The following is a 21,246-nucleotide window of genomic DNA, read 5'->3' on the forward strand; positions in this document are numbered from 1 at the left end:
AAAACCTTCGGCCAGGCGCGCTTACGCGCTCTTCGCCAGCCGGTAACCGCTGCCCCGAACCGTCTCGATCATAGCATCGCACCCGGCCGGCTTGAGGGCCGCGCGCAGGCGCTTGATGTGGACGTCCACCGTGCGCTCTTCCACGAATACGTGGTCGCCCCACACCTGATCGAGCAGTTGCGTGCGGCTATGCACGCGCTCGGGGTGCGTCATGAAGAAATGCAGCAGACGGAATTCGGTCGGGCCCAGATCGAGCTTGATCTCGCTGCCTTCGGCATGCGCCGCGACGCGGTGCGTGGCCGGGTCGAGCTTCAGCCCATTGATGGCCACCACGTCCTCGGTCAACTGCGGCGCGCGGCGGCGCAGCACCGCCTTGATGCGTGCCATCAGTTCCTTTGGCGAAAACGGCTTGGTGACGTAGTCGTCCGCGCCGATTTCGAGGCCGAGCACCTTGTCCTGTTCATCGCCACGTGCGGTCAGCATGATGATCGGAATGTGCCGCGTGCGTTCGTTGTTGCGCAGATCGCGCGCGAAAGCGATGCCTGACTTGCCCGGCAGCATCCAGTCGAGCAGGACGAGGTCGGGCAGCACATCGCTGATCAGGTTCTGCGCCTGCTCCGCGTTATAGGCGCGGATCGGGCAATGGCCCGCGTGCTGAAGATTGACCGAAATCAGTTCGGAAATGGCGGGCTCATCTTCGATGACGAGAATGCTGCTGGGCATCGGCACCTCTTGACCTTTATACGGTGGGTTAACTGAGTGCTTCGCGTTCGAGCGCGTCGCGCGACTTGTGCCGCACGTCGGTGCCCTTGACGATGTAGATGATGAACTCAGCGATGTTCTTCGCGTGGTCGCCGATCCGCTCGATCGCCTTGGCGATGAAGAGGAAATCGAGGCCCACCGAAATCGAGCGCGGATCTTCAGTCATGTACGAAATCAGCTTGCGCACGAAGGCACGGAATTCTTCGTCGATCGCCTTGTCGTCGCGCACGATCTGCGCGGCGGCCACGGTGTCGAGACGGGCGAACGCGTCGAGCGCGCGGCGCAGGATCGACACAGCCATCTCGCCGGAGAGCTTGATTTCGGCGATGTTGATGGTGCGCGACGCGCCGTCTTCCATCAGACGCTTGGTACGCTTGGCGATTTTTTCGGCTTCGTCGCCGGCGCGTTCCAGATTCGTGATGGTCTTCGAAATCGCGATCAGCAGACGCAGGTCACGCGCGGCCGGCTGACGGCGCGCGATGATGTTGCTGCACTCTTCGTCGATATCGACTTCCATCTTGTTCAGGCGCTCTTCGGCGGCGATCACCTGCTCGCACATATCCAGGTCGAAGTTGTTGAGCGCGTTCATCGCATTGACGATCTGCGACTCGACGAGGCCGCCCATTTCGAGGACCTTCGAGGAAACCAGATTCAGATCGGCGTCGAACTGGCTGGAGAGGTGTTTGTCGGACATGTCGTGCTCCCTTGATGGTGCTCGTCGCGCTTAACCGAAGCGACCGGTAATGTAGTCCTCGGTTTCCTTGCGGACCGGCTTGATGAAGATCTTTTCGGTGTCACCGAATTCGATCAGCTCGCCGAGGTACATATAGGCAGTGTAGTCCGAACAACGTGCGGCCTGTTGCATGTTGTGGGTCACGATCACCACGGTGTAATCGCTCTTCAGTTCCGCGATCAGTTCTTCGATGCGGCCCGTCGAAATCGGGTCGAGTGCCGAGCACGGCTCATCCAGCAACAGCACTTCCGGACGGATCGCAATGCCGCGCGCAATACACAGACGCTGCTGCTGGCCGCCCGAGAGGCCGTAGCCGCTCTGACCCAGCTTGTCCTTCACTTCGTTCCACAAGGCCGCCTTGGTGAGCGCCCATTCCACGCGGTCGTCCATCTCCGAGCGCGGCAGTGTTTCGAACATCTTCACGCCGAAGGCGATGTTGTCGTAAATCGACATCGGGAACGGCGTCGGCTTCTGGAACACCATGCCGATCCGCGCGCGCAGCAGCGAAATATCGCGCCTCGTAGTCAGCAGGTTTTCGCCGTCCATCAGGATTTCACCTTCGGCACGCTGCTCCGGATAGAGCGCGTACATCTTGTTGAAGGTGCGCAGCAGCGTGGACTTGCCGCAACCCGACGGACCGATGAACGCGGTCACCTTGCCTTCGGGAATGCGCAGGTTGATGTTCTTCAGCGCGTGGTACTTGCCGTAGAAGAAGTTCAGGTTGTTAACTTCAATCTTCGGCTGCGCCGACGCTTGCGCGTTGTCGCCCTGGGCGGGGTCGAAACCAGCAGGCGCGGTGGGGCGCGCGATCGGGTTAAGTTGAGTTTCTGCCATATTCATCGGATTTACTCCGCCCTTACTTTTTCGAAAAGATCGTACGCGCGAGGATATTCAGTCCCAGCACCCCGAGCGTGATCAGGAAGACGCCGGCCCACGCAAGCGATTGCCATTGCGGGAAGGCGCTCATCGCAAACTGATAGATCGTGACCGGCAAGTTCGCGACCGGCTGATTCATGTTCCATGAGAAGAACTGATTCGACATTGCCGTGAAGAGCAGCGGCGCCGTTTCACCGGCAATCCGCGCAACGGCGAGCAGCACGCCGGTGATAATGCCGGCAATCGACGCCTTCAAGGTGATCGACAGGATCATCTTCCACTTCGGCGTACCGAGTGCGAAGGCCGCTTCACGCAGCGCGTTCGGTACCAGCTTCAGCATGTTTTCGGTGGTGCGGATCACGATCGGAATCTGCAGCAGCGCGAGCGCGAAGACGCCCGACCAGCCGCTGAAGTGACCCAGCTTCGCCACCACCAGCGCGTACACGAACAGACCCACTACGATCGACGGCGCCGACAGCAAGATGTCGTTGATAAAGCGCGTAACGCTCGCGAGCCAGCCTTTCTGGCCATATTCGGCGAGGTAGACGCCGGCCAGAATGCCGATCGGCGTGCCGACCAGCGTGGCCAGCGCAATCAGCATCAGACTGCCGACCATCGCGTTGGCGAGACCCCCGCCATCGGTGTTAGGCGGCGGTGTCGACTGCGTGAACAGTTCGATCGACAGACCGCCGATGCCCAGACGCAGCGTCGTGAACAGAATCCACACGAGCCAGATCAGGCCGAAGGCCATCGCCGCAAGCGAGAGCGTCAGCGCGATTGCGTTCTTCACCCGGCGGCGGCTCTGCAAGCGGTTGCGCATTGCTTCGAGGGCGGCGGCATCCGTCGAACCCGGCATATTCATCGAAGGGTTGCTCATTTGCCGCCCTCCCCTTTTTCGAGGCGAAGCAGCATGATCTTCGAGATGGCCAGCACAATGAAGGTAATCACAAACAGGATCAGGCCGAGTTCCATCAACGCGGATGTATGCAAACCTGGTTCCGCTTCGGCAAATTCGTTGGCGAGCGCCGAGGTAATGCTGTTGCCCGGCGAGAACAGCGAGACGTTATCGAGCAGATTGGTGTTGCCGATCACGAAAGTCACAGCCATCGTCTCGCCCAGCGCGCGGCCGAGGCCGAGCATGACGCCGCCGATCACGCCGCTCTTGGTGAAGGGCAGCACGATCTTCCACATCACTTCCCACGTGGTGCAGCCGATGCCGTACGCCGATTCCTTCAGCAGGACCGGCGTGACTTCGAACACGTCGCGCATCACCGAGGCGATGTATGGAATGATCATGATGGCGAGAATCACGCCCGCGCACAGAATGCCGATGCCGATAGGCGGCCCCTGAAACAGTGCGCCTACGAACGGCACGCCACCCAGCACCGAGCCCAGCGGCTTTTCGAACCAGCTCGCGAAGATCGGCGAGAACACCAGCAGGCCCCACATACCGTAGACGATCGACGGGATCGCCGCGAGCAGCTCGATCGCAATGCCGAGCGGCCGGCGCAGCCACGCGGGCGCCAGTTCAGTGAGGAAGAGCGCAATGCCGAAGCTGACCGGCACCGCGATGATGAGTGCAATGATCGAAGTGGCGATCGTGCCGTAGATCGGCACCAGCGCGCCGAACTGCTTGCTGGGTGGATCCCAGTCCGCGGTCCACAGGAAGGCAAACCCGAACTGCTTGATCGACGGCATGGAGGCGACGATCAGCGAAACGATGATGCCGCCGAGCAGCAGCAACGTCACGATTGCGGCGACGCGCGTGAGGCCGCCAAAAATAACATCGCCGGCGCGGCTAGGCGCTTTTTGCAGGCCTACGCTGCCAGGCGGCTTCGACCGGGGAGCATTGTCCCGGGCGGCGCCAGGCGCGAGTTGGATGTCGGACATAAGAACTTGTCTGCCTGTTTCCAGATGCTGCGTGACACGACGCCACGCAAACAGTGCTTCAGCCGCCCAGCCTCACATGAGGCGGGGCGGCTCATTACGGTGTTACGACGAGGCTTCGCTTATTCTGCGACAGCCTTGCCCGATGCGTCCTTCACCTTCTCTTTCCACTGCGTCTTGATTTCCGACACGACCGATTCCGGCAGCGAGATGTAGTCCAGGCTGTCAGCAGCCGACGAACCATTCTTGAATGCCCAGTCGAAGAACTTCAGCGTTTCGGCGCCTTGCGGTGCCTTGTCCTGCGTCGTGTGCAGCAGCACGAACGTTGCGCCGACGATCGGCCATGCGTCCTTGTTCGGCTCGTTCGTCAGGATCTGATAGAACGACTTCGACCAGTCAGCACCTGCTGCCGCTGCCTTGAACGTTTCCGTCTTCGGCTCGACCACTGCGCCCGACGCGTTCTTCATGTCGGCGTAGATCATGTGGTTTTGCTTCGCGTACGCCCATTCGACGTAACCGATTGCGCCCGGCAGGCGTTGCACGAAGGCTGCGACGCCGTCGTTGCCCTTGCCGCCCGTGCCCGTCGGCCAGCTGACCGTTGCGCCTTCACCGACCTTCGACTTCCAGTCGGCGTTAGCCTTCGACAGGTAGTTCGTGAAGATGAACGTGGTGCCCGAGCCGTCAGCGCGGCGAACCACTGCGATGTCCGTATCCGGCAGCTTGAGCTTCGGGTTCAGCGCCGTGATTGCCGGATCGTTCCACTTCTTGATCTTGCCCAGATAGATGTCGCCGAGCACTTCGCCCGACAGGACCAGCTCACCCGGCTTCACGCCAGGGATGTTCACTGCCGGCACGATGCCGCCGACCACCGTCGGGAACTGGAACAGGCCGTCCTTGGCCAGTTCGTCGTCCTTCAGCGGCGCGTCCGAACCTGCGAAATCAACCGTCTTGGCGATGATCTGCTTGATGCCACCCGACGAACCGATACCTTGATAGTTGACCTTGCCGCCGCCCGATTTCTGGTAGGCATCAGCCCACTTCGTGTAAATCGGTGCTGCGAACGTGCTGCCCGCGCCGGTGATGTCTGCTGCTTGCGCTGCGATTGCGAAAAGCGCGCCAGCGACGCCAGCGAACACGGTTTGCATCAATTTCATGAGACCTCCAGTGGTGTGAGCGGATTGCACGAACACCGCGAAGCTTAGGGTCTCTTTGTGACAGTAACGTGACGAACCGTGAAACTCGTGTGACAGTAGCATTACTGCCGTGAAAGGCTGGAAGGTGCGTGAAAAAGCTGCCGCAGCGACGCTAGCGGCGCGCCCATATAGGTTAGGTGAAACAGGCGCGAATTGAACGTAAGTCGCGACAAAACAGGTGCGGATCGTAATTTTTCCCGTTTGCCACAGACCGTAAAACGGGGAATTTTGACGGGAAACGGCTAACCAGCCGTTGGCGGGAGTTCATCGCGGCGTCAGGTTCCTGGGCGCGGCGATGAACTTCCCTGGCGATGCGCGAGCCTCGCTCAGGCGGTGGCCTGCTTGACGACGCTGGCGATGCTCTCTGCGTGCAGCACTGCGTCATTGACGCGCTCGGCTTCGACCATCACGCGCAACACCGGTTCGGTGCCTGAAGCGCGAATCAGCACGCGCCCACGGCCCTCCAGCGCGGCTTCGGCGGAGCTGATCGCGCTGCGGATCACGGCACTGCCCTTCCAGTCGGCGCCGGGCTGCATGCGCACATTAATCAGCTTTTGTGGGAACAGCGTCACGCCTTCGAGCAGTTGCGCGAGCGTCTTGCCGCTACGCTTCATGGCGGCCAGCACCAGCAGCGAGGACACAATACCGTCGCCGGTCGAATGGCGGTCAAGCGAGAGGATATGCCCCGAACCTTCCGCGCCGAGCTGCCAGCCGTGCTCGCGCAGTTGTTCGAGCACGTAGCGGTCGCCGACCGCGGCCCGCACGAACTTAACGCCCGCGCGCTGCAGCGCCACTTCCACAGCCATATTGGTCATCAGGGTGCCGACGGCGCCTTCGACCTTGCCGTCGGTCGCGATACGATCCTTGACCAGCACATAAAGGAGCTCGTCGCCGTTATAGAGGCGGCCTGCGGAATCTACGACCTGCAGACGGTCGGCGTCGCCGTCGAGTGCAATGCCGAGATCCGCGTGATTGGCCCGCACCGCGCGCACCAGCGCGTCTGGGGCGGTCGCGCCGACGCCATCGTTGATGTTGAAGCCGTTCGGCGCCACGCCGATGGGAATCACGTCCGCGCCGAGCTCGTGGAAAACGTGAGGCGCAACATCATAGGCAGCGCCGTGCGCGCAATCGACCACCAGCTTCATGCCGCGCAGATCGAACGCGGCCGGGAAGGTGCTCTTGCAGAATTCGATATAGCGGCCGGCCGCGTCATCGAGACGGCGCGCCTTGCCGAGTTGCTCCGAGGCGGCGCAATCGAGCGGCAGCGCGAGTTGCTCTTCGATCTTCGACTCGACTTCGTCGGGCAGCTTGTCGCCGGACGCCGAGAAGAACTTGATGCCGTTGTCGTAGTACGGATTGTGCGACGCGCTGATCACCACGCCGGCCGCAAGCCGCAGCGCCCGTGTCAGATATGCGATAGCGGGCGTGGGCATGGGACCCGCCAGCATCACGTCGACACCCGCGGCCGAGAAACCCGCTTCGAGCGCGGCTTCCAGCATGTAGCCGGATACCCGCGTGTCCTTGCCGATCAGCACCGTAGGACGCTGTCCGGTGTGCACCCAGCGGTCGCCGCCCGCCAGCACCTTGCCGGCGGCGTAGCCCAGCCGCAATACAAAATCAGGCGTGATCGGCGCCTCGCCGACCTTGCCGCGAATACCATCCGTACCGAAAAAGCGACGTGTCATCGTGAAATTTTCCTCCTTCTGCTACAGGTCAGCCGCGACGCGCTGCGTCGCGCACGGCTGTCCAAACTTTCAATGCGTCAATGGTCTGCGCCACATCATGAACGCGCAGGATGGCCGCGCCGCGCTCAGCCGCACACACCGCGGCTGCGACACTGGCCGCCGTCCGTTCCGGCGCAGCTCGGCCCGTTACCGCGCCGAGCATCGACTTGCGCGACATGCCGGCAAGGATGGGAAACGGCGCGGGAAACGGCGGCTCGCCGCGCGGCGCCGTGTCCGGCAAGTGCGCGAGTAACGCGTAGTTGTGTTCGATCACCGCCTTGCCGAACCCGAATCCGGGATCGACCGCGATGCGCTGCTTTGCAATGCCCGCCTGCATCAAGGCGCGCGCCCGCTGCTCCAGAAACTCGCGTATCTCGCGCACGACGTCCTCGTACGCCGGTTCGCCGAGCTGCATGGTCTGCGGCTCGCCCAACATGTGCATCACGCACAGGCCGCATTGGCTGTCACGCACGGCGTCGATGGCGCCGGGCATCCGGAAGCCCCAGATGTCGTTGATCAGATCGGCGCCGGCTGCCAGCGCATGGCGCATGACCTCGGGTTTATAGGTGTCGACCGACAGCGGCACCTGCGCGCCGCGTAGTTGTTCGACGAGCGGAATGACCCGCTCCAGTTCCTCGTCGAGCGGCACGGGCGGCGCGCCGGGACGCGTCGATTCACCACCAATGTCGATGATATCCGCGCCGTCGAGCATCATCCGCTCGGCCTGGCGCAGCGCATCGCCGCGCATGGCGAACTTGCCGCCATCGGAGAAAGAATCGGGCGTGACGTTGAGGATGCCCATCACCAACGGGCGTTCGAAGCTCAACGTGAAGCGGCCGCATTGTAACGGCTCGGGCGTGGGAAGAAATGGCAATGCGGAATTCGACACTTAACGGGTCATCCAGACAAATACGGGCGAACACAGGACAAACCACACGAATGCAAAACGGGCCGGTGTGAAATCACACCGGCCCGTGCTTTGGACGTGGCTCCGATCAGGCCGGCGCAGTGGCGCTGCCCGGCTTCACCTCGCTACCCGTGCTGCCGCCAGAGGAAGCATCCGTGCTAGCCGGGGGCGAGCTCTTCGGGGCGCGCGGCGGACGGCCTGCCATGATGTCGTTGATCTGATCCGAATCGATCGTTTCCCACTCCATCAGCGCGGCGGTCATGGCTTCGACCTTGTCGCGGTTCTCGTCGAGCAGGCGCTTGGCGAGGTTGTACTGCTCATCCAGCACGCGACGGATTTCCGCGTCGACCTTTTGCTGCGTCGCTTCCGAAATGGTCCGCGTGAAGCCGCGGCCGAACGGCGTAGCGTCGTTCTCGTCGTCGACGTAGACCATCGGCCCCAGCGCGTCGGTCATGCCGAAGCGGGCCACCATGGCGCGGGCCGTAGCCGTTGCCTTGTTGAAGTCGTCCGAAGCGCCCGTGCTGATCAGGTTCAGGAACAGCTCTTCCGCGACGCGGCCACCGAACAGAATGGCCAGACGATCCAGCAGGTAGTCCTTCGAATACGTTTCGTTGTCGTGCTCCGGCAACTGCCACGTCACACCCAGCGCGCGACCGCGCGGAATGATGGTGACCTTGTGCACCGGATCGGCCTTCGGCAACAGCTTCGCGATCACCGCGTGGCCCGACTCGTGATACGCCGTGGCGCGCTTCGACTCTTCGCGAATCACAGCCGACTTGCGCTCCGGACCCATGAAGATCTTGTCCTTCGCGTCTTCGAAGTCCGCCATTTCGACGATGCGCTTGCCGCGGCGTGCCGCGAACAGCGCCGCTTCGTTCACGAGATTCGCCAGATCGGCGCCCGAGAAGCCCGGCGTGCCGCGCGCGATTACCGCCGCGTCGACGTCGTTCGAGATCGGCACCTTGCGCAGGTGAACCTTCATGATGTGCTCACGGCCGCGAATGTCCGGCAGACCGACGTACACCTGGCGGTCGAAACGGCCCGGACGCAGCAGCGCCTTGTCCAGTACGTCCGAACGGTTCGTTGCAGCGATCACGATCACGCCCGAGTTCGCTTCGAAGCCGTCCATCTCGACCAGCATCTGGTTCAAGGTCTGTTCGCGTTCGTCGTTACCGCCGCCCATGCCGGCGCCGCGATGACGGCCGACCGCGTCGATTTCGTCGATGAACACGATACACGGGGCATGCTTCTTGGCCTGCTCGAACATGTCGCGCACACGAGCCGCACCGACACCGACGAACATTTCCACGAAGTCCGAACCCGAGATGCTGAAGAACGGCACCTTCGCCTCGCCCGCAATAGCGCGCGCAAGCAGCGTCTTACCGGTTCCCGGCGGCCCGACCAGCAGCACCCCGCGCGGGATGCGGCCGCCCAGTTTCTGGAATTTCTGCGGATCGCGCAGGAAGTCGACCAGTTCCGAAACTTCTTCCTTGGCTTCGTCGCAACCGGCGACGTCGGTGAAATTAATCGCGTTGTTATTTTCGTCGATCAGACGAGCACGGGATTTACCGAACGAGAACGCACCACCTTTCCCGCCTCCCTGCATCTGCCTCATCATGTAAAACCAGAACCCGATAATCAGGATTGTCGGTCCGAGGTAATACAGCGCGGAAACAAGCGCGTTCGGTTCGTCATCGGCCTTGCCGCTCACCTGAACGCCATACTTCATCAGGTCGCCGACCATCCAGATGTCGCCGGGCGACACGATCTGGTACTTCTGGCCGTCTGCTGGAGTGACCGTGAGGTTACGCCCCTGAACGATGACGTTCTTGACCTTGCCGTTCTTCGCGTCATCCATGAACTGCGAATAGGAAACGCCTTCCTGGACACGGGGCTTATCGAACTGCTTGAACACCGTAAACAGCACCAGTGCGATAACCAGCCACACTGCTGCCTTCGAAAACATATTGTTGTTCAAAGCACCACTCCTTCACTCATAGACGGGCGCCTACATTTGCCTTGCGGCACCACTAAAGCATTCTAATCCAGTCCGCAGACCCCTGCCATAACGTTTCGCTACCACATAAATAGCGCACGACGCGGTTTCTACACCGCTTTTCCGACACCTACCGGGCTGCGAAATGGTCACAGGGGGCCCGATCAACCGGGCCTTTTCAGATGCTTCCCCAAAATAAACGTTTCGGACGACTTGTCCCGCGATGCTTTGGGCTTGCGGGCGGCCACCGTCTTAAACTGCTGCTTGAACTTTTCGACAATCTGGCTGTAGCCGCTGCCGTGAAAACATTTGACTAAAAGGGCACCATCCGGCTTCAGGTGATTCTGCGAAAATTCCAGCGCCAGATCGCACACATGCTCGATCCGGGCGGCGTCCGCCAGCGCCACTCCCGACAGGTTGGGCGCCATATCCGAAATTACAAGGTCGACCTGACGCTCGCCGACAATTTCTTCCAGCTGATGAAGCACGGTGTCCTCGCGGAAGTCGCCCTGAATGAAGGTGACATCGGCGATCGGCTCCATGGGCAGCAGGTCGAGCGCAATGATCGTGCCGTCGATCCCGCCTTCACGCGCCGCATCACGTTTCGCGCCTTGCGCCAGTTTGTTGCGGGCGTACTGGCTCCAGCTGCCGGGGGCCGAGCCGAGGTCGACGATCACCTGGCCGGGACGGATCAGCTTGTCCTGCTCGTCGATTTCCTTCAGTTTGTAGGCTGCGCGGGCACGATAGCCCTCCCGCTGCGCCAGCTTCACGTACGGATCGTTGATGTGATCGTGCAGCCACGAGGTGTTGAACTTGTTTTTTGCCATTAAACGTTGAACTCTTGCTGCGTGATGTCGCACTTTTAGCGGATAATACGCGTTTTATTCGCGCGGCTACCGCCCGGTGGGTCATCACCCACGAGCCGTCGGCCGCGATTCTCTGTTGTTCTGACGCGCCGCCCTGCGCGATTGACCTAAGCGATCGTCACTGCAGGCGCCGCCATTTTAGTCGAGTCTTCCACTTTCCATGCCAGCCCTCAAAGTCTCTTCCGATCAACGCGCCGAGTTGCGCTCCCAGGCTCACGCGCTCAAACCGGTCGTGCTCATCGGCGCCGAGGGCTTGACCGAGGCCGTTCTGGCCGAAATCAAGGTCCACCTGGGCGCCCATCAGCTGATCAAGATCCGCGTGTTCGGCGACGAGCGCGAAGAGCGCCTCGCCATCTATGAACAGATCTGCGACACGCTGAACGCCGCGCCTATCCAGCATATCGGCAAGCTGCTGGTGATCTGGAAGCCGGAAAGCGTCCAGCCGGCCGTCAAGTCGAAGCGCGGTGCGCTGCCAAGCGCCCGTGAAGCGGCAGAAGAGGCGAAACCGGGTAAGGGCCGCGCGCCGCGCGTAGTGACGGTCGTGAAGCCGTCCGAAATCCCGATGCGCAAGCCGAAGCCGAAAAAAGTCGTGGTGCGCGGCAACGAACGTGTCACCGCAGGCGGCAATATCAAGCGCGCCAAGAAGCGCCAGACCAGCGCGAAGCGTCCACATCAGTCGGTCAAGTAGTTCGAGCGGACCGCGGTTGCAAACCTGTTTGCTTGCAACCGCCATGGCGGGTCGTCCGGCGCCTCGTTGAGCAGCAGGCTTGCTGCAACCAGGGCCTGCAATCCCAGACGTATCCGGTCCGAAACCAGGTTGCCCGAGGCGGCACATACAGCCCGACGCCCTATCAGCCCGTTAAAGCTGGCCGCCCGCCTGGCGCTTAGCCCGCAGCACGCTTTCCTGCGGCGTTACGCCCATTCTGCCCGGCGAGCGCCGGAGTGGCCTCCGCCGGCAGCTTCCAGACCAGCGCAATAGCCAGCAAACTCTCAACGAGATAGAACAGGCTCGACACGCCGTGCAGCACGCCGAAGCGCGCGGCATTGGCGGAATGCGCGACGTCCGTGCCTGACTCGAGCGCGGCCATGCGAATTGCATTCATGAACGGCTGCAGCGCGAAATACCCAAGCAGCACGCAAATGAGCATGCCGGCGATCAACCAGCGCAGCCGGCGGTAGGCCTCATGGCCGCGGCGAATCAGCACATTGGCGAGCACCAGCAGCAACACGCCGCAGACCACGCCAAGCACACCTTCGATGCGAAACAGCTGGGCCGCGACCGCGCCTGCGGCGATGCGATCCAGCGACATGAACAGCACCGGCGCGACCGCATAGCCGATAGTCAGCAAACTGCCGACCCACACCATGGTCAACAGCCGGAATACCTTGTGCGGCACCGGTGACATCTGAGTGGACATCTTCGTGGACACCTGAGCGCGTTTAGACGTAGCTGACAGCGATGATCTCGTACTCGCGCACGCCGCCCGGTGCCTGCACCGACGCCACATCGCCTTCCGACTTGCCGATCAACGCACGCGCGATAGGCGAGCTGATCGAAATCAGGCCATGGTCGATATCCGCTTCGTCGTCGCCGACGATCTGATACGTGACCGAAGCACCCGAATCCAGATCCTCCAGCTCGACCGTGGCGCCAAACACCACGCGGCCGTCGGCGTCCACCTTGGACGGGTCGATCACCTGCGCGCCAGCCAGCTTCGATTCGATTTCGGCAATCCGGCCTTCGATGAAACCCTGCTTTTCCTTCGCCGCGTCGTATTCCGCGTTTTCCGACAGATCGCCTTGGGCACGCGCTTCCGCGATCGAATTGATCACCGAGGGACGCTCAACCGATTTCAGGCGCTGCAATTCATCGCGCAACATTTCTGCGCCGCGCTTCGTCAATGGAACAGTGCTCATAAACAACTCTATGCAAAAAACAGCCGTAAAAAAAATCACCGCGGTTAAGTGCATTCCGTGGAGACTGGAAGCCCGGGGAACCCGGGCCACAGCACCTGCGGAACGCCGCTTAACCGCGGCACTTACATCTTGGACAGGTATTCGAAGCCTTAGTTTAGGCGAGCATGGAGCCCTTGTAAATCATAGACTTCCAGGTCCTTCAAATAGCGCAAACCTTCAACGGCGGCCCGCGCACCCGACATCGTCGTGTAATACGTGACCTTGTTCGCCTGCGCGCTCATGCGAATTGAACGCGAATCGGCAATCGCCGCGCGGGTTTCGTCGACCGTCGTGAAGACCAGCGCGATTTCGCCATTCTTGATCATGTCGACGATGTGCGGGCGGCCGTCCTTCACCTTGTTGACCACCTTCACCGGCACACCGGCCGCTTCGATGGCGGCAGCCGTACCCTTGGTCGCGACGATCGGATAGCCCAGTTCGTGCAGCATGCGCGCGACTTCGACCGCCTTCGGCTTGTCGGCGTCCATCACGGTCAGCAGCACCGTGCCCGACTCCGGCAAACGCGAACCGGCCGCGAGTTGCGATTTGAAGAGCGCTTCGCCGAAGGTCTGGCCCACACCCATCACTTCGCCGGTCGAACGCATTTCAGGTCCGAGCACCGGGTCGACCGTCGGGAACTTGACGAACGGGAACACTGCTTCCTTCACGCTGAAGTACGGCGGATCGATTTCCTTCGTCACGCCCTGCTGCGCAAGCGTCTGGCCGACCATCGCACGCGCGGCGATCTTGGCGAGCGGCAGGCTGGTCGCCTTCGACACGTACGGCACCGTGCGCGAAGCGCGCGGGTTCACTTCCAGCACGTAGATGACGTCTTCCTTCGAACCGTCTGCCTGCGGCACTTGCTGGATCGCGAACTGCACGTTCATCAGGCCGATCACGTTCAGCGCCTTGGCCATTGCCCCGGTCTGGCGCTTCAGCTCCGCAACGGTCTCTTTCGACAGCGAATACGGCGGCAGCGAGCAGGCCGAGTCGCCCGAGTGCACGCCGGCCTGTTCGATGTGCTCCATCACGCCGCCGATAAACACGGCTTCGCCATCCGAGATGCAATCCACGTCGCATTCGATCGCGTCGTTCAGGAAGCGGTCGAGCAGCACCGGCGAGTCGTTCGACACCTTCACGGCCTCGCGCATATAACGTTCGAGGTCACGCGGCTCGTGGACGATTTCCATGGCGCGGCCGCCCAGCACGTATGACGGACGCACCACCAGCGGATAGCCGATTTCATCGGCCAGCTTCAGCGCTTCGTCTTCAGCGCGTGCCGTGCGGTTCGGCGGTTGACGCAATCCGAGGTCTTGCAGCAGCTTCTGGAAACGCTCGCGGTCTTCGGCCGCGTCGATCATGTCCGGCGACGTGCCGATGATCGGCACGCCATTCGCCTCGAGATCGAGCGCCAGCTTCAGCGGCGTTTGACCGCCGTATTGCACGATCACGCCGAGCGGCTTTTCCTTGTCGACGATTTCGAGCACGTCTTCGAGCGTCAGCGATTCGAAGTACAGGCGGTCGGACGTGTCGTAGTCGGTCGAAACGGTTTCAGGGTTGCAGTTGACCATGATCGTTTCGTAGCCGTCTTCGCGCATGGCGAGCGCGGCGTGCACGCAGCAGTAGTCGAACTCGATACCCTGGCCGATCCGGTTCGGGCCGCCGCCCAGCACCATGATCTTCTTGTTGTTCGTGGGGTTGGCTTCGCACTCTTCCTCGTAGGTCGAGTACATGTAGGCGGTTTTCGTGGCGAATTCGGCCGCGCAGGTGTCGACGCGCTTGTAGACCGGACGTACGTTCAGCTCGATACGACGCTCACGCACCTGTGCCGGCTTCGCGCCGAGCAGCTTCGCGAGACGACGGTCCGAGAAACCGCTTTGCTTGAGATACTTGAGTTCTTCCTTCGACAGGCTCGCCAGGGTACGGCCGGCCAGCGCCTTTTCCTTCAGCACGATCTGCTCGATCTGCGCGAGGAACCACGGGTCGATCGAGGTCTCTTCGAAGATTTCCGCCGCGCTCATGCCGATACGGAACGCATCGCCCACATACCAGATGCGGTCCGGACCGGCTTCGCCGATCTCGCGGATGATCTCGTCGCGGTTATCGGTCTTTTCGTCCAGACCGTCGACGCCGACTTCGAGACCGCGCAGCGCTTTCTGGAACGACTCCTGGAAGGTGCGGCCAATCGCCATCACTTCACCGACCGACTTCATCTGCGTGGTCAGGCGCGGATCGGCTTCGCGGAATTTCTCGAACGCGAAACGCGGACTCTTGGTGACGACGTAGTCGATGGTCGGCTCGAACGATGCCGGGGTCTGGCCGCCGGTGATTTCGTTCTTCAGCTCGTCGAGGGTGTAGCCGCACGCGAGCTTCGCGGCGACCTTGGCAATCGGGAAGCCGGTTGCCTTCGACGCCAGCGCCGACGAACGCGACACACGCGGGTTCATTTCGATCACGATCATCCGGCCGTCTTTCGGATTGATCGAGAACTGCACGTTCGAGCCGCCCGTGTCCACGCCGATCTCGCGCAGCACCGCAAGCGACGCGTTACGCAGGATCTGATATTCCTTGTCGGTGAGCGTTTGTGCCGGCGCGACCGTGATGGAGTCGCCGGTGTGGATGCCCATTGGATCCAGGTTTTCGATCGAGCAGACGATGATGCAGTTGTCCTGCTTGTCGCGGACCACTTCCATCTCGTACTCTTTCCAGCCGAGCAGCGATTCTTCGATCAGCAGTTCGCGCGTGGGCGACAGGTCGAGCCCGCGCTTGCAGATCTCTTCGAATTCGTCACGGTTGTACGCAATGCCGCCGCCTGAACCGCCCAGCGTGAACGACGGACGGATCACTACCGGATAACCGCCGCTGCCGGTTTCGATTGCAATCTGCGCCTGCACCTGCAGCGCTTCTTCCATGGAATGCGCAGTGCCCGACTTGGCCGAACCGAGACCGATTTTGGTCATCGCGTCCTTGAACTTCTGACGGTCTTCCGCCTTGTCGATGGCTTCCGGCGACGCGCCGATCAGCTCGACCTTGTACTTTTCGAGCACGCCGTGCGCGTGCAGGTCGAGTGCGCAGTTCAGCGCGGTCTGGCCGCCCATGGTCGGCAGGATCGCGTCAGGGCGCTCCTTGGCGATGATGCGCTCCACCACTTCCCACGTGATCGGCTCGATGTAGGTCACGTCGGCCGTGTTCGGGTCGGTCATGATCGTCGCCGGATTGCTGTTGACGAGAATGACCTTGTAGCCTTCCTCACGCAGCGCCTTGCACGCCTGTGCGCCCGAGTAGTCGAACTCGCACGCCTGGCCGATGATGATCGGACCCGCGCCGATGATGAGGATGCTCTTGATGTCTGTCCGCTTGGGCATAACGCTCTCGCTAATGTATTCCTGTGTTCTTACCGTTGGCGCGCGTCGTAGCAGCAATCAGGCTGCTCTCGCGCGCTCTGTTCTGTCCGCGGACGAAGCGCCTCGCGCTTCGTCCTTCGCGCGCCATTACGCGGCCGCGGTATTGCCAGCCTTTTTCGTGTCCATCAACGCGGTAAAGCGGTCGAACAGATAGGCAATGTCGTGCGGGCCGGGCGACGCTTCCGGGTGACCCTGGAAGCAGAAAGCCGGCTTGTCGGTCAGCGCGAAGCCTTGCAGCGTGCCGTCGAACAGCGAGACGTGCGTGACCTTCGCGTTGGCGGGCAGCGTGGCGGCATCGACTGCGAAGCCGTGGTTTTGCGACGTGATCACGACGCGGCCGTCGTCCAGATCCTTCACCGGATGATTCGCGCCATGGTGGCCGGTTTTCATTTTCATGGTCTTCGCGCCGACGGCGAGGCCCATGATCTGGTGACCGAGGCAAATCCCGAAGGTCGGAATGCCGCGTTCGATCAACTCCTTCGTCGCGGAGATGGCGTAATCGCACGGTTCCGGATCGCCGGGGCCGTTCGACAGGAACACACCGTCCGGATTCAGCGCGAGCGCATCAGCGGCAGAGGCTTGCGCCGGCAGCACGGTGACGTGGCAGCCGCGTTCGGCCAGCATGCGCAAGATGTTGTACTTGACGCCGTAATCGAATGCGACGACGCGGTATTTCGGCGCGTTCTGCGTGCCGTAGCCTTCGCCCAGACGCCATTCGGTCTGCTTCCATTCGAACGATTCCCGGGTCGACACGACCTTGGCGAGATCCATACCGGCAAGGCCCGGGAACGAGCGCGCCAGTTCGATCGCCTTGGCCTCGTCGTCCGAACCCGCGAGGATCGCGCCGTTTTGCGCGCCCTTGTCGCGCAGCACGCGCGTGAGCTTACGGGTGTCCAGACCGGCGATGGCGACCACGCCTTCGTCCTGCAGATATTGCGAGAGCGTGCGCTCCATGCGGAAGTTCGATGCGAGCACCGGCAGGTCGCGGATGATCAGGCCGGCGGCATGGACTTTGGTGGCTTCGACATCTTCGGCGTTCACGCCGACGTTGCCGATGTGCGGATACGTGAGGGTCACGATCTGACGCGCGTAGCTCGGGTCAGTCAGGATTTCCTGATAACCGGTGATAGCGGTATTGAAAACGACTTCGCCAATCGTATGGCCGGGGGCGCCGATCGAGTAGCCACGAAAGACCGTGCCGTCGGCGAGCGCGAGCAGAGCGGGAGAAAAAGACGGCAACACGGGAGACTCCTTGGGGGAACACCCTGTGCCGACCTGTCTATCCGAGCCGTGCGAGCCGCAGCGAGGCGCATCAGCGTGATGCGCGCGCAGGCTCGCTCGCGTACCGCGGCAGACGTCGCAAGGGCGCGATGGATCCATTGTGTGGACTGATCGGCTGGGTGCGGTGCGTCGGCGGCGCGCGGCGGATGAACGGTGTGGGAGAGGTAGGCGCTAGGGTGCGGGTTGATAAGCTCAAACCTTGGAATTATAGCTCGAAACTGCCCTCCCTTCCAAATCCGAGATGGCCGAAAGGCGCGGCGTGGCGCCGCGCCGGGGGCACGAGAGGCTTATCCGGTCTGGTTCTCAGCCTGTTTGGCAGACGCCCGCGAGGCTCGAATCGGGATATCGGACCGGTTTGGCGCCGGTGTCACGCGAGGAGGGTCGAATCAGGCGTCGGATGGCTGTTCGGGCTGCAAATGCACCGGCTTGGCCAGCGCCCGGCCTGGCAATACGTACCAGATGGCGCTCAGCACCTGCAAGGCGACCAGGATGCTCCACGCGGCGAGGTGCGCGGCGGCCGGATATCTTCCGGCCGTTGCCGGCCACAGCGACAGCACCGCGCCGACGCCGATCTGGAAGCCGAAGATCAGCAGGAAAATGATCAGCGTGAGCGTCGTATTGACACGGCCCGTCAGTTGCGCCGGGAAGTGCCGCGCCAGCACCGCATAGCTGAGGATGCCGGTGCCGCCGAAGACGCCATAAGCCGCCCACAGCAGGCCCGCCGGCAGCGGCGCGCCAAACATGATCAGCAGTTGCGTCAGGACGAAGAGCGCCATTCCCACCCCGCAAAAGGCGTACAAGGAGACGCCCCGCTTCTCCAGCGAGCGCGCCGCGGCGCCAAAACCGACACAGCCGGCCATCATCGCAAAGCCGAGAATCGATACCAGCGCAGCGGCCTCGCGGGGCGCGAGGCCCATGACGTCGCGCATCCACGCGCCGACCCACAGCGACTGCATCGCGTAGAAGACGCCCTGCGTCACCACTGAAAACGACGCGGCCTTCCAGAACGCGGCGCTTTTGAGGATGTGCAAGGTGCCTTTGAACTGCGTGCCGAGGCTCGCCTGGCGATGGGTTTGCGGCGTTTCCGGCGCGATCGTCCACAGCGCGCCGGCGACCACCAGGGTCAGCACGCCGAGTCCGGCGCACACCGCGCGCCATCCGGCGAACGTCAGCACCCAGGTCAAGGGCGTGCCGACCATCACGCCGCCTAACCCGCCGACCGCCATCACCAGACCGTTCATCAACGGCAGCCGGGCCGCTTCGAAGTGCTGCGCGAGCGCCTTGAACGCCGCTCCCAGACAAACCGACACGCCGACCCCGATCAACAGACGCCCGAGCATCATCACTTGCAGACTGTGCGCCGCGCCGAACACCCAGATTCCCGCGGCGGCAAACAGCAGCGTGGCCGCCGTCACGCGGCGCGCGCCGAAGTGGTCCAACAGCACGCCCGCCGGAATTTGCGCGCCCGCGAAACCAAGGAAATAGAGACTCGTCAGCAGACCAAGATCCGCCGCTGACAGGCCCAGATCATGGGTGATGAGCGGAGCGAAGCCCAGATTGACGCCGCGAAACACGTAGGAAACGAAGTAGCCTGCTGAGAACAACAGGAAAACGCGAAGCTGGGTCGACGACATAGGGGATGCGATTCAGGGTCAGGCAGAACCCCGAACAATAAAGGAAATGGAGTAAAAAGGGGCGGAAAAACCCTTAAATGAAAACGCCGTCACCACAGGTGACGGCGTCGAAAAAACGAGAAGTGATCGGAGCGCAATTCATGCGCTGCCCCCGCAGCGCATGGGGTCACTTCCGTGAGAGCCGCTTTGGTCTAATTGCCCTTCTTCGTCTTGGCTGCGGTCTTGAGGCGGCTTGGCGCCGCAGCCTTTGACGCCTTGCTGGACGTGCTCGACGAAGCCGTGTTCGAAGTCTTGCCCTTGCTGGCACCCGACTCTGACGATTTACCGGACTTGCCTGCCGAATCCGACACCTTCACGACGCCGGTATGGCCACGACCACTTTTCTTACTGTAGCGCGAATCATTCTTCGTGTCTGTGACCTGGGTGGCAATGCGCTCGACCGCACCGCCTTGCACGTTCGTGGCGATGCGCTCAGGACCGGGTTCGCTGGGCAGCGCCTTGCCGACCGGCACGTGCAGCACGATCACCTGACCGGGTGAAACCTGGTCGCGATGCGTACGGTTCCAGCCCTTCAACTGTCCGACGGAGACGCCATAACGAACCGCAAGGGCCGCCATCGTCTGCTTGCGGCGCACGCGAATCAGCATCTTGCGCGTGTCGGGGACGTCGGGTTCCATGGCCAGCACGGCGCTTTCGGCCACGTCGGCGCTGATGTCCTCGTCGTCGTTGTCGTCGCCACGCGGCACGACGATGGTGGAGCCCGGCTTCAGACGCATGCCGGCGGGAATCTTGTTGACTTCCATCAGCGTGTCGGCGTCGACCCCGATCTTCTGCGCAATCGCTGCAGGCGCGGCGCGCTCCGTCACCGTGTAGGTGGTCCATGACGACAGATTGCCGGTGTACGCCTTCAGGTTGTGCTCGAAAGCGCTGGCGTTGTCGAACGGCAGGAGAATCTGCGGCTGGGTCGCGCCCAGAATGACCGGCTTCTTGAACGACGGATTCAATGACCGGAATTCGTCCGGCGTCATGTTGGCAAGCTTTGCCGCAACGTCCACGTCCATGTCGTGCGCAGTCGTGACCGTCACGAAATACGGGTGGTTCGGAATGGACGGCAGCGTGAGACCATACGCCTGCGGGTTCATCACGATGTTCTTCACCGCCTGCAGCTTCGGCACGTAGTTACGTGTCTCGTTCGGCATGCGCAGGCTTTGGTAGTCGGTCGGCAGCCCGGCCGCTTCGTTACGGGCGATTGCCCGCTGCACGTTGCCCTCGCCCCAGTTGTATGCGGCGAGCGCGAGCTGCCAGTCGCCGAACATGTCATGCAGACGCGACAGGTAATCCAGCGCGGCGCTGGTGGAGGCAAGCACGTCACGGCGCTCGTCCTGCCACATGTTCTGCTTGAGGTTGTACGTGCGGCCGGTGTCGGGCACGAACTGCCACATGCCGGCCGCCTTCGCGACCGACAACGCCTGCGGGTTGTACGCGGACTCGATGAACGGCAGCAACGCCAGTTCGGTCGGCATGTGCCGCTCTTCGAGTTCCTCGACGATGTGATACAGGTATTTCTGCGACCGCTCGGTCATACGCTGAACGTATTCCGGGCGCTGGGCATACCAGTTGGCCTGCATGTCGACGAGGTCGCTTTGCAGGTCAGGCATCTGAAAACCACGGCGGATTCGGGCCCACAGATCGGCGTCAGGGCTCGTCAACTGATCGACGGAGCCTTGATCGACATTGATCGTTTCTTTGGCAGAGGCTGTATTGCGAAGTGCGTCGGCTACTGCTTGCTGGGTGGCAGGATTGGAAGCGGTGGTGTTGCTAATCGTCGTCGGCCCCTGGCTCGCGCACGCGGCGAGCATGAGGACCAACAACGCACTAAAGATAAATCTCATGAACGTCTCGGCTTCCATAGGACTGGAATTTGCAGCCGATAGTACGAAAGCGAACGGTTTACGTCAATCGGAAATATACGAAAAACCTCTGCCAAATCTTAGGCTTGGCAGATTTTTCCGAACTGCAAGGTGAAG

Annotated in this window: 17 protein-coding genes; 1 reads left to right on the plus strand and 16 read right to left on the minus strand. The window is 62.0% G+C overall.

Annotated features, from left to right (window positions below; translation table 11 throughout):
- Positions 1-21: 21 nt before the first annotated feature.
- From phoB to VGH41_RS19790, 10 genes are all read right to left on the minus strand, one after another.
- A complete protein-coding gene (gene phoB, locus VGH41_RS19745; RefSeq protein ID WP_331599213.1) occupies positions 22-723 on the minus strand; it encodes a phosphate regulon transcriptional regulator PhoB in 702 nt (233 codons plus the stop codon).
- Between the two features lie 28 nt (positions 724-751).
- Positions 752-1,456: a phosphate signaling complex protein PhoU gene (phoU, locus tag VGH41_RS19750; RefSeq protein WP_117335080.1), complete on the minus strand. Its 705-nt coding sequence runs from the start codon at positions 1,454-1,456 to the stop codon at positions 752-754.
- Between the two features lie 30 nt (positions 1,457-1,486).
- A complete protein-coding gene (pstB, locus tag VGH41_RS19755) occupies positions 1,487-2,335 on the minus strand; it encodes a phosphate ABC transporter ATP-binding protein PstB (RefSeq protein WP_331599214.1) in 849 nt (282 codons plus the stop codon).
- Between the two features lie 16 nt (positions 2,336-2,351).
- Entirely contained in the window at positions 2,352-3,248 is an 897-nt protein-coding gene (pstA, locus tag VGH41_RS19760) for a phosphate ABC transporter permease PstA (protein ID WP_331599215.1), read from the minus strand.
- Positions 3,245-4,261: a phosphate ABC transporter permease PstC gene (gene pstC / locus VGH41_RS19765; RefSeq protein ID WP_331599217.1), complete on the minus strand. Its 1,017-nt coding sequence runs from the start codon at positions 4,259-4,261 to the stop codon at positions 3,245-3,247. The genes pstA and pstC overlap by 4 nt, the downstream gene beginning before the upstream one ends.
- Before the next feature lie 119 nt (positions 4,262-4,380).
- Positions 4,381-5,412, minus strand: a complete 1,032-nt coding sequence (gene pstS / locus VGH41_RS19770) for a phosphate ABC transporter substrate-binding protein PstS (protein ID WP_331599218.1) — start codon at positions 5,410-5,412, stop codon at positions 4,381-4,383.
- A 365-nt stretch (positions 5,413-5,777) separates the two neighbouring features.
- Positions 5,778-7,136, minus strand: coding sequence for a phosphoglucosamine mutase (gene glmM / locus VGH41_RS19775; RefSeq protein ID WP_331599219.1), 1,359 nt, complete (start codon positions 7,134-7,136; stop codon positions 5,778-5,780).
- Between the two features lie 28 nt (positions 7,137-7,164).
- Positions 7,165-8,064, minus strand: coding sequence for a dihydropteroate synthase (gene folP, locus VGH41_RS19780; protein ID WP_331599220.1), 900 nt, complete (start codon positions 8,062-8,064; stop codon positions 7,165-7,167).
- 106 nt (positions 8,065-8,170) lie between these two features.
- A complete protein-coding gene (gene ftsH, locus VGH41_RS19785) occupies positions 8,171-10,060 on the minus strand; it encodes an ATP-dependent zinc metalloprotease FtsH (protein WP_331599221.1) in 1,890 nt (629 codons plus the stop codon).
- Positions 10,061-10,242: 182 nt separating this feature from the next.
- Positions 10,243-10,905 carry an RlmE family RNA methyltransferase gene (locus VGH41_RS19790; RefSeq protein ID WP_331599223.1) on the minus strand — a complete coding sequence of 221 codons (663 nt, stop codon included), beginning with the start codon at positions 10,903-10,905 and terminating at the stop codon, positions 10,243-10,245.
- 199 nt (positions 10,906-11,104) lie between these two features.
- On the opposite strand from VGH41_RS19790, the gene VGH41_RS19795 reads away from it, so the two are divergent.
- Positions 11,105-11,632: a YhbY family RNA-binding protein gene (locus VGH41_RS19795; protein ID WP_331599224.1), complete on the plus strand. Its 528-nt coding sequence runs from the start codon at positions 11,105-11,107 to the stop codon at positions 11,630-11,632.
- Between the two features lie 196 nt (positions 11,633-11,828).
- Here the strand turns inward: VGH41_RS19795 and VGH41_RS19800 are convergent, their stop codons facing one another.
- The 6 genes from VGH41_RS19800 to VGH41_RS19825 form a co-directional block, all read right to left on the minus strand.
- Complete coding sequence (locus VGH41_RS19800; protein WP_331599255.1) at positions 11,829-12,341, minus strand: DUF4149 domain-containing protein; 513 nt, start codon at positions 12,339-12,341, stop codon at positions 11,829-11,831.
- A gap of 43 nt (positions 12,342-12,384) precedes the next feature.
- Positions 12,385-12,861 carry a transcription elongation factor GreA gene (gene greA / locus VGH41_RS19805; RefSeq protein ID WP_331599225.1) on the minus strand — a complete coding sequence of 159 codons (477 nt, stop codon included), beginning with the start codon at positions 12,859-12,861 and terminating at the stop codon, positions 12,385-12,387.
- 149 nt (positions 12,862-13,010) lie between these two features.
- Positions 13,011-16,265 carry a carbamoyl-phosphate synthase large subunit gene (gene carB / locus VGH41_RS19810; protein WP_331599226.1) on the minus strand — a complete coding sequence of 1,085 codons (3,255 nt, stop codon included), beginning with the start codon at positions 16,263-16,265 and terminating at the stop codon, positions 13,011-13,013.
- 126 nt (positions 16,266-16,391) lie between these two features.
- Entirely contained in the window at positions 16,392-17,546 is a 1,155-nt protein-coding gene (carA, locus tag VGH41_RS19815) for a glutamine-hydrolyzing carbamoyl-phosphate synthase small subunit (protein ID WP_331599227.1), read from the minus strand.
- Between the two features lie 425 nt (positions 17,547-17,971).
- Positions 17,972-19,219 (minus strand): MFS transporter, encoded by a 1,248-nt coding sequence (locus VGH41_RS19820; RefSeq protein ID WP_331599228.1) that lies wholly within the window; start codon positions 19,217-19,219, stop codon positions 17,972-17,974.
- 191 nt (positions 19,220-19,410) lie between these two features.
- Positions 19,411-21,111 (minus strand): transglycosylase SLT domain-containing protein, encoded by a 1,701-nt coding sequence (locus VGH41_RS19825; RefSeq protein ID WP_331599229.1) that lies wholly within the window; start codon positions 21,109-21,111, stop codon positions 19,411-19,413.
- Between the last annotated feature and the right edge of the window lie 135 nt (positions 21,112-21,246).

This window comes from Paraburkholderia sp., from assembly GCF_036488795.1.
Lineage (GTDB): Bacteria > Pseudomonadota > Gammaproteobacteria > Burkholderiales > Burkholderiaceae > Paraburkholderia.

What these genes read in the sequence shown, in the direction of transcription:
- phoB (WP_331599213.1), bottom strand. Translation starts at nt 723, where the DNA reads ATGCCCAGCAGCATTCTCGTCATCGAAGATGAGCCCGCCATTTCCGAA.
- VGH41_RS19820 (WP_331599228.1), bottom strand. Translation starts at nt 19,219, where the DNA reads ATGTCGTCGACCCAGCTTCGCGTTTTCCTGTTGTTCTCAGCAGGCTAC.
- phoU (WP_117335080.1), bottom strand. Translation starts at nt 1,456, where the DNA reads ATGTCCGACAAACACCTCTCCAGCCAGTTCGACGCCGATCTGAATCTG.
- pstS (WP_331599218.1), bottom strand. Translation starts at nt 5,412, where the DNA reads ATGAAATTGATGCAAACCGTGTTCGCTGGCGTCGCTGGCGCGCTTTTC.
- pstA (WP_331599215.1), bottom strand. Translation starts at nt 3,248, where the DNA reads ATGAGCAACCCTTCGATGAATATGCCGGGTTCGACGGATGCCGCCGCC.
- pstC (WP_331599217.1), bottom strand. Translation starts at nt 4,261, where the DNA reads ATGTCCGACATCCAACTCGCGCCTGGCGCCGCCCGGGACAATGCTCCC.
- VGH41_RS19790 (WP_331599223.1), bottom strand. Translation starts at nt 10,905, where the DNA reads ATGGCAAAAAACAAGTTCAACACCTCGTGGCTGCACGATCACATCAAC.
- pstB (WP_331599214.1), bottom strand. Translation starts at nt 2,335, where the DNA reads ATGAATATGGCAGAAACTCAACTTAACCCGATCGCGCGCCCCACCGCG.
- greA (WP_331599225.1), bottom strand. Translation starts at nt 12,861, where the DNA reads ATGAGCACTGTTCCATTGACGAAGCGCGGCGCAGAAATGTTGCGCGAT.
- VGH41_RS19795 (WP_331599224.1), top strand. Translation starts at nt 11,105, where the DNA reads ATGCCAGCCCTCAAAGTCTCTTCCGATCAACGCGCCGAGTTGCGCTCC.
- VGH41_RS19825 (WP_331599229.1), bottom strand. Translation starts at nt 21,111, where the DNA reads ATGAGATTTATCTTTAGTGCGTTGTTGGTCCTCATGCTCGCCGCGTGC.
- carB (WP_331599226.1), bottom strand. Translation starts at nt 16,265, where the DNA reads ATGCCCAAGCGGACAGACATCAAGAGCATCCTCATCATCGGCGCGGGT.
- glmM (WP_331599219.1), bottom strand. Translation starts at nt 7,136, where the DNA reads ATGACACGTCGCTTTTTCGGTACGGATGGTATTCGCGGCAAGGTCGGC.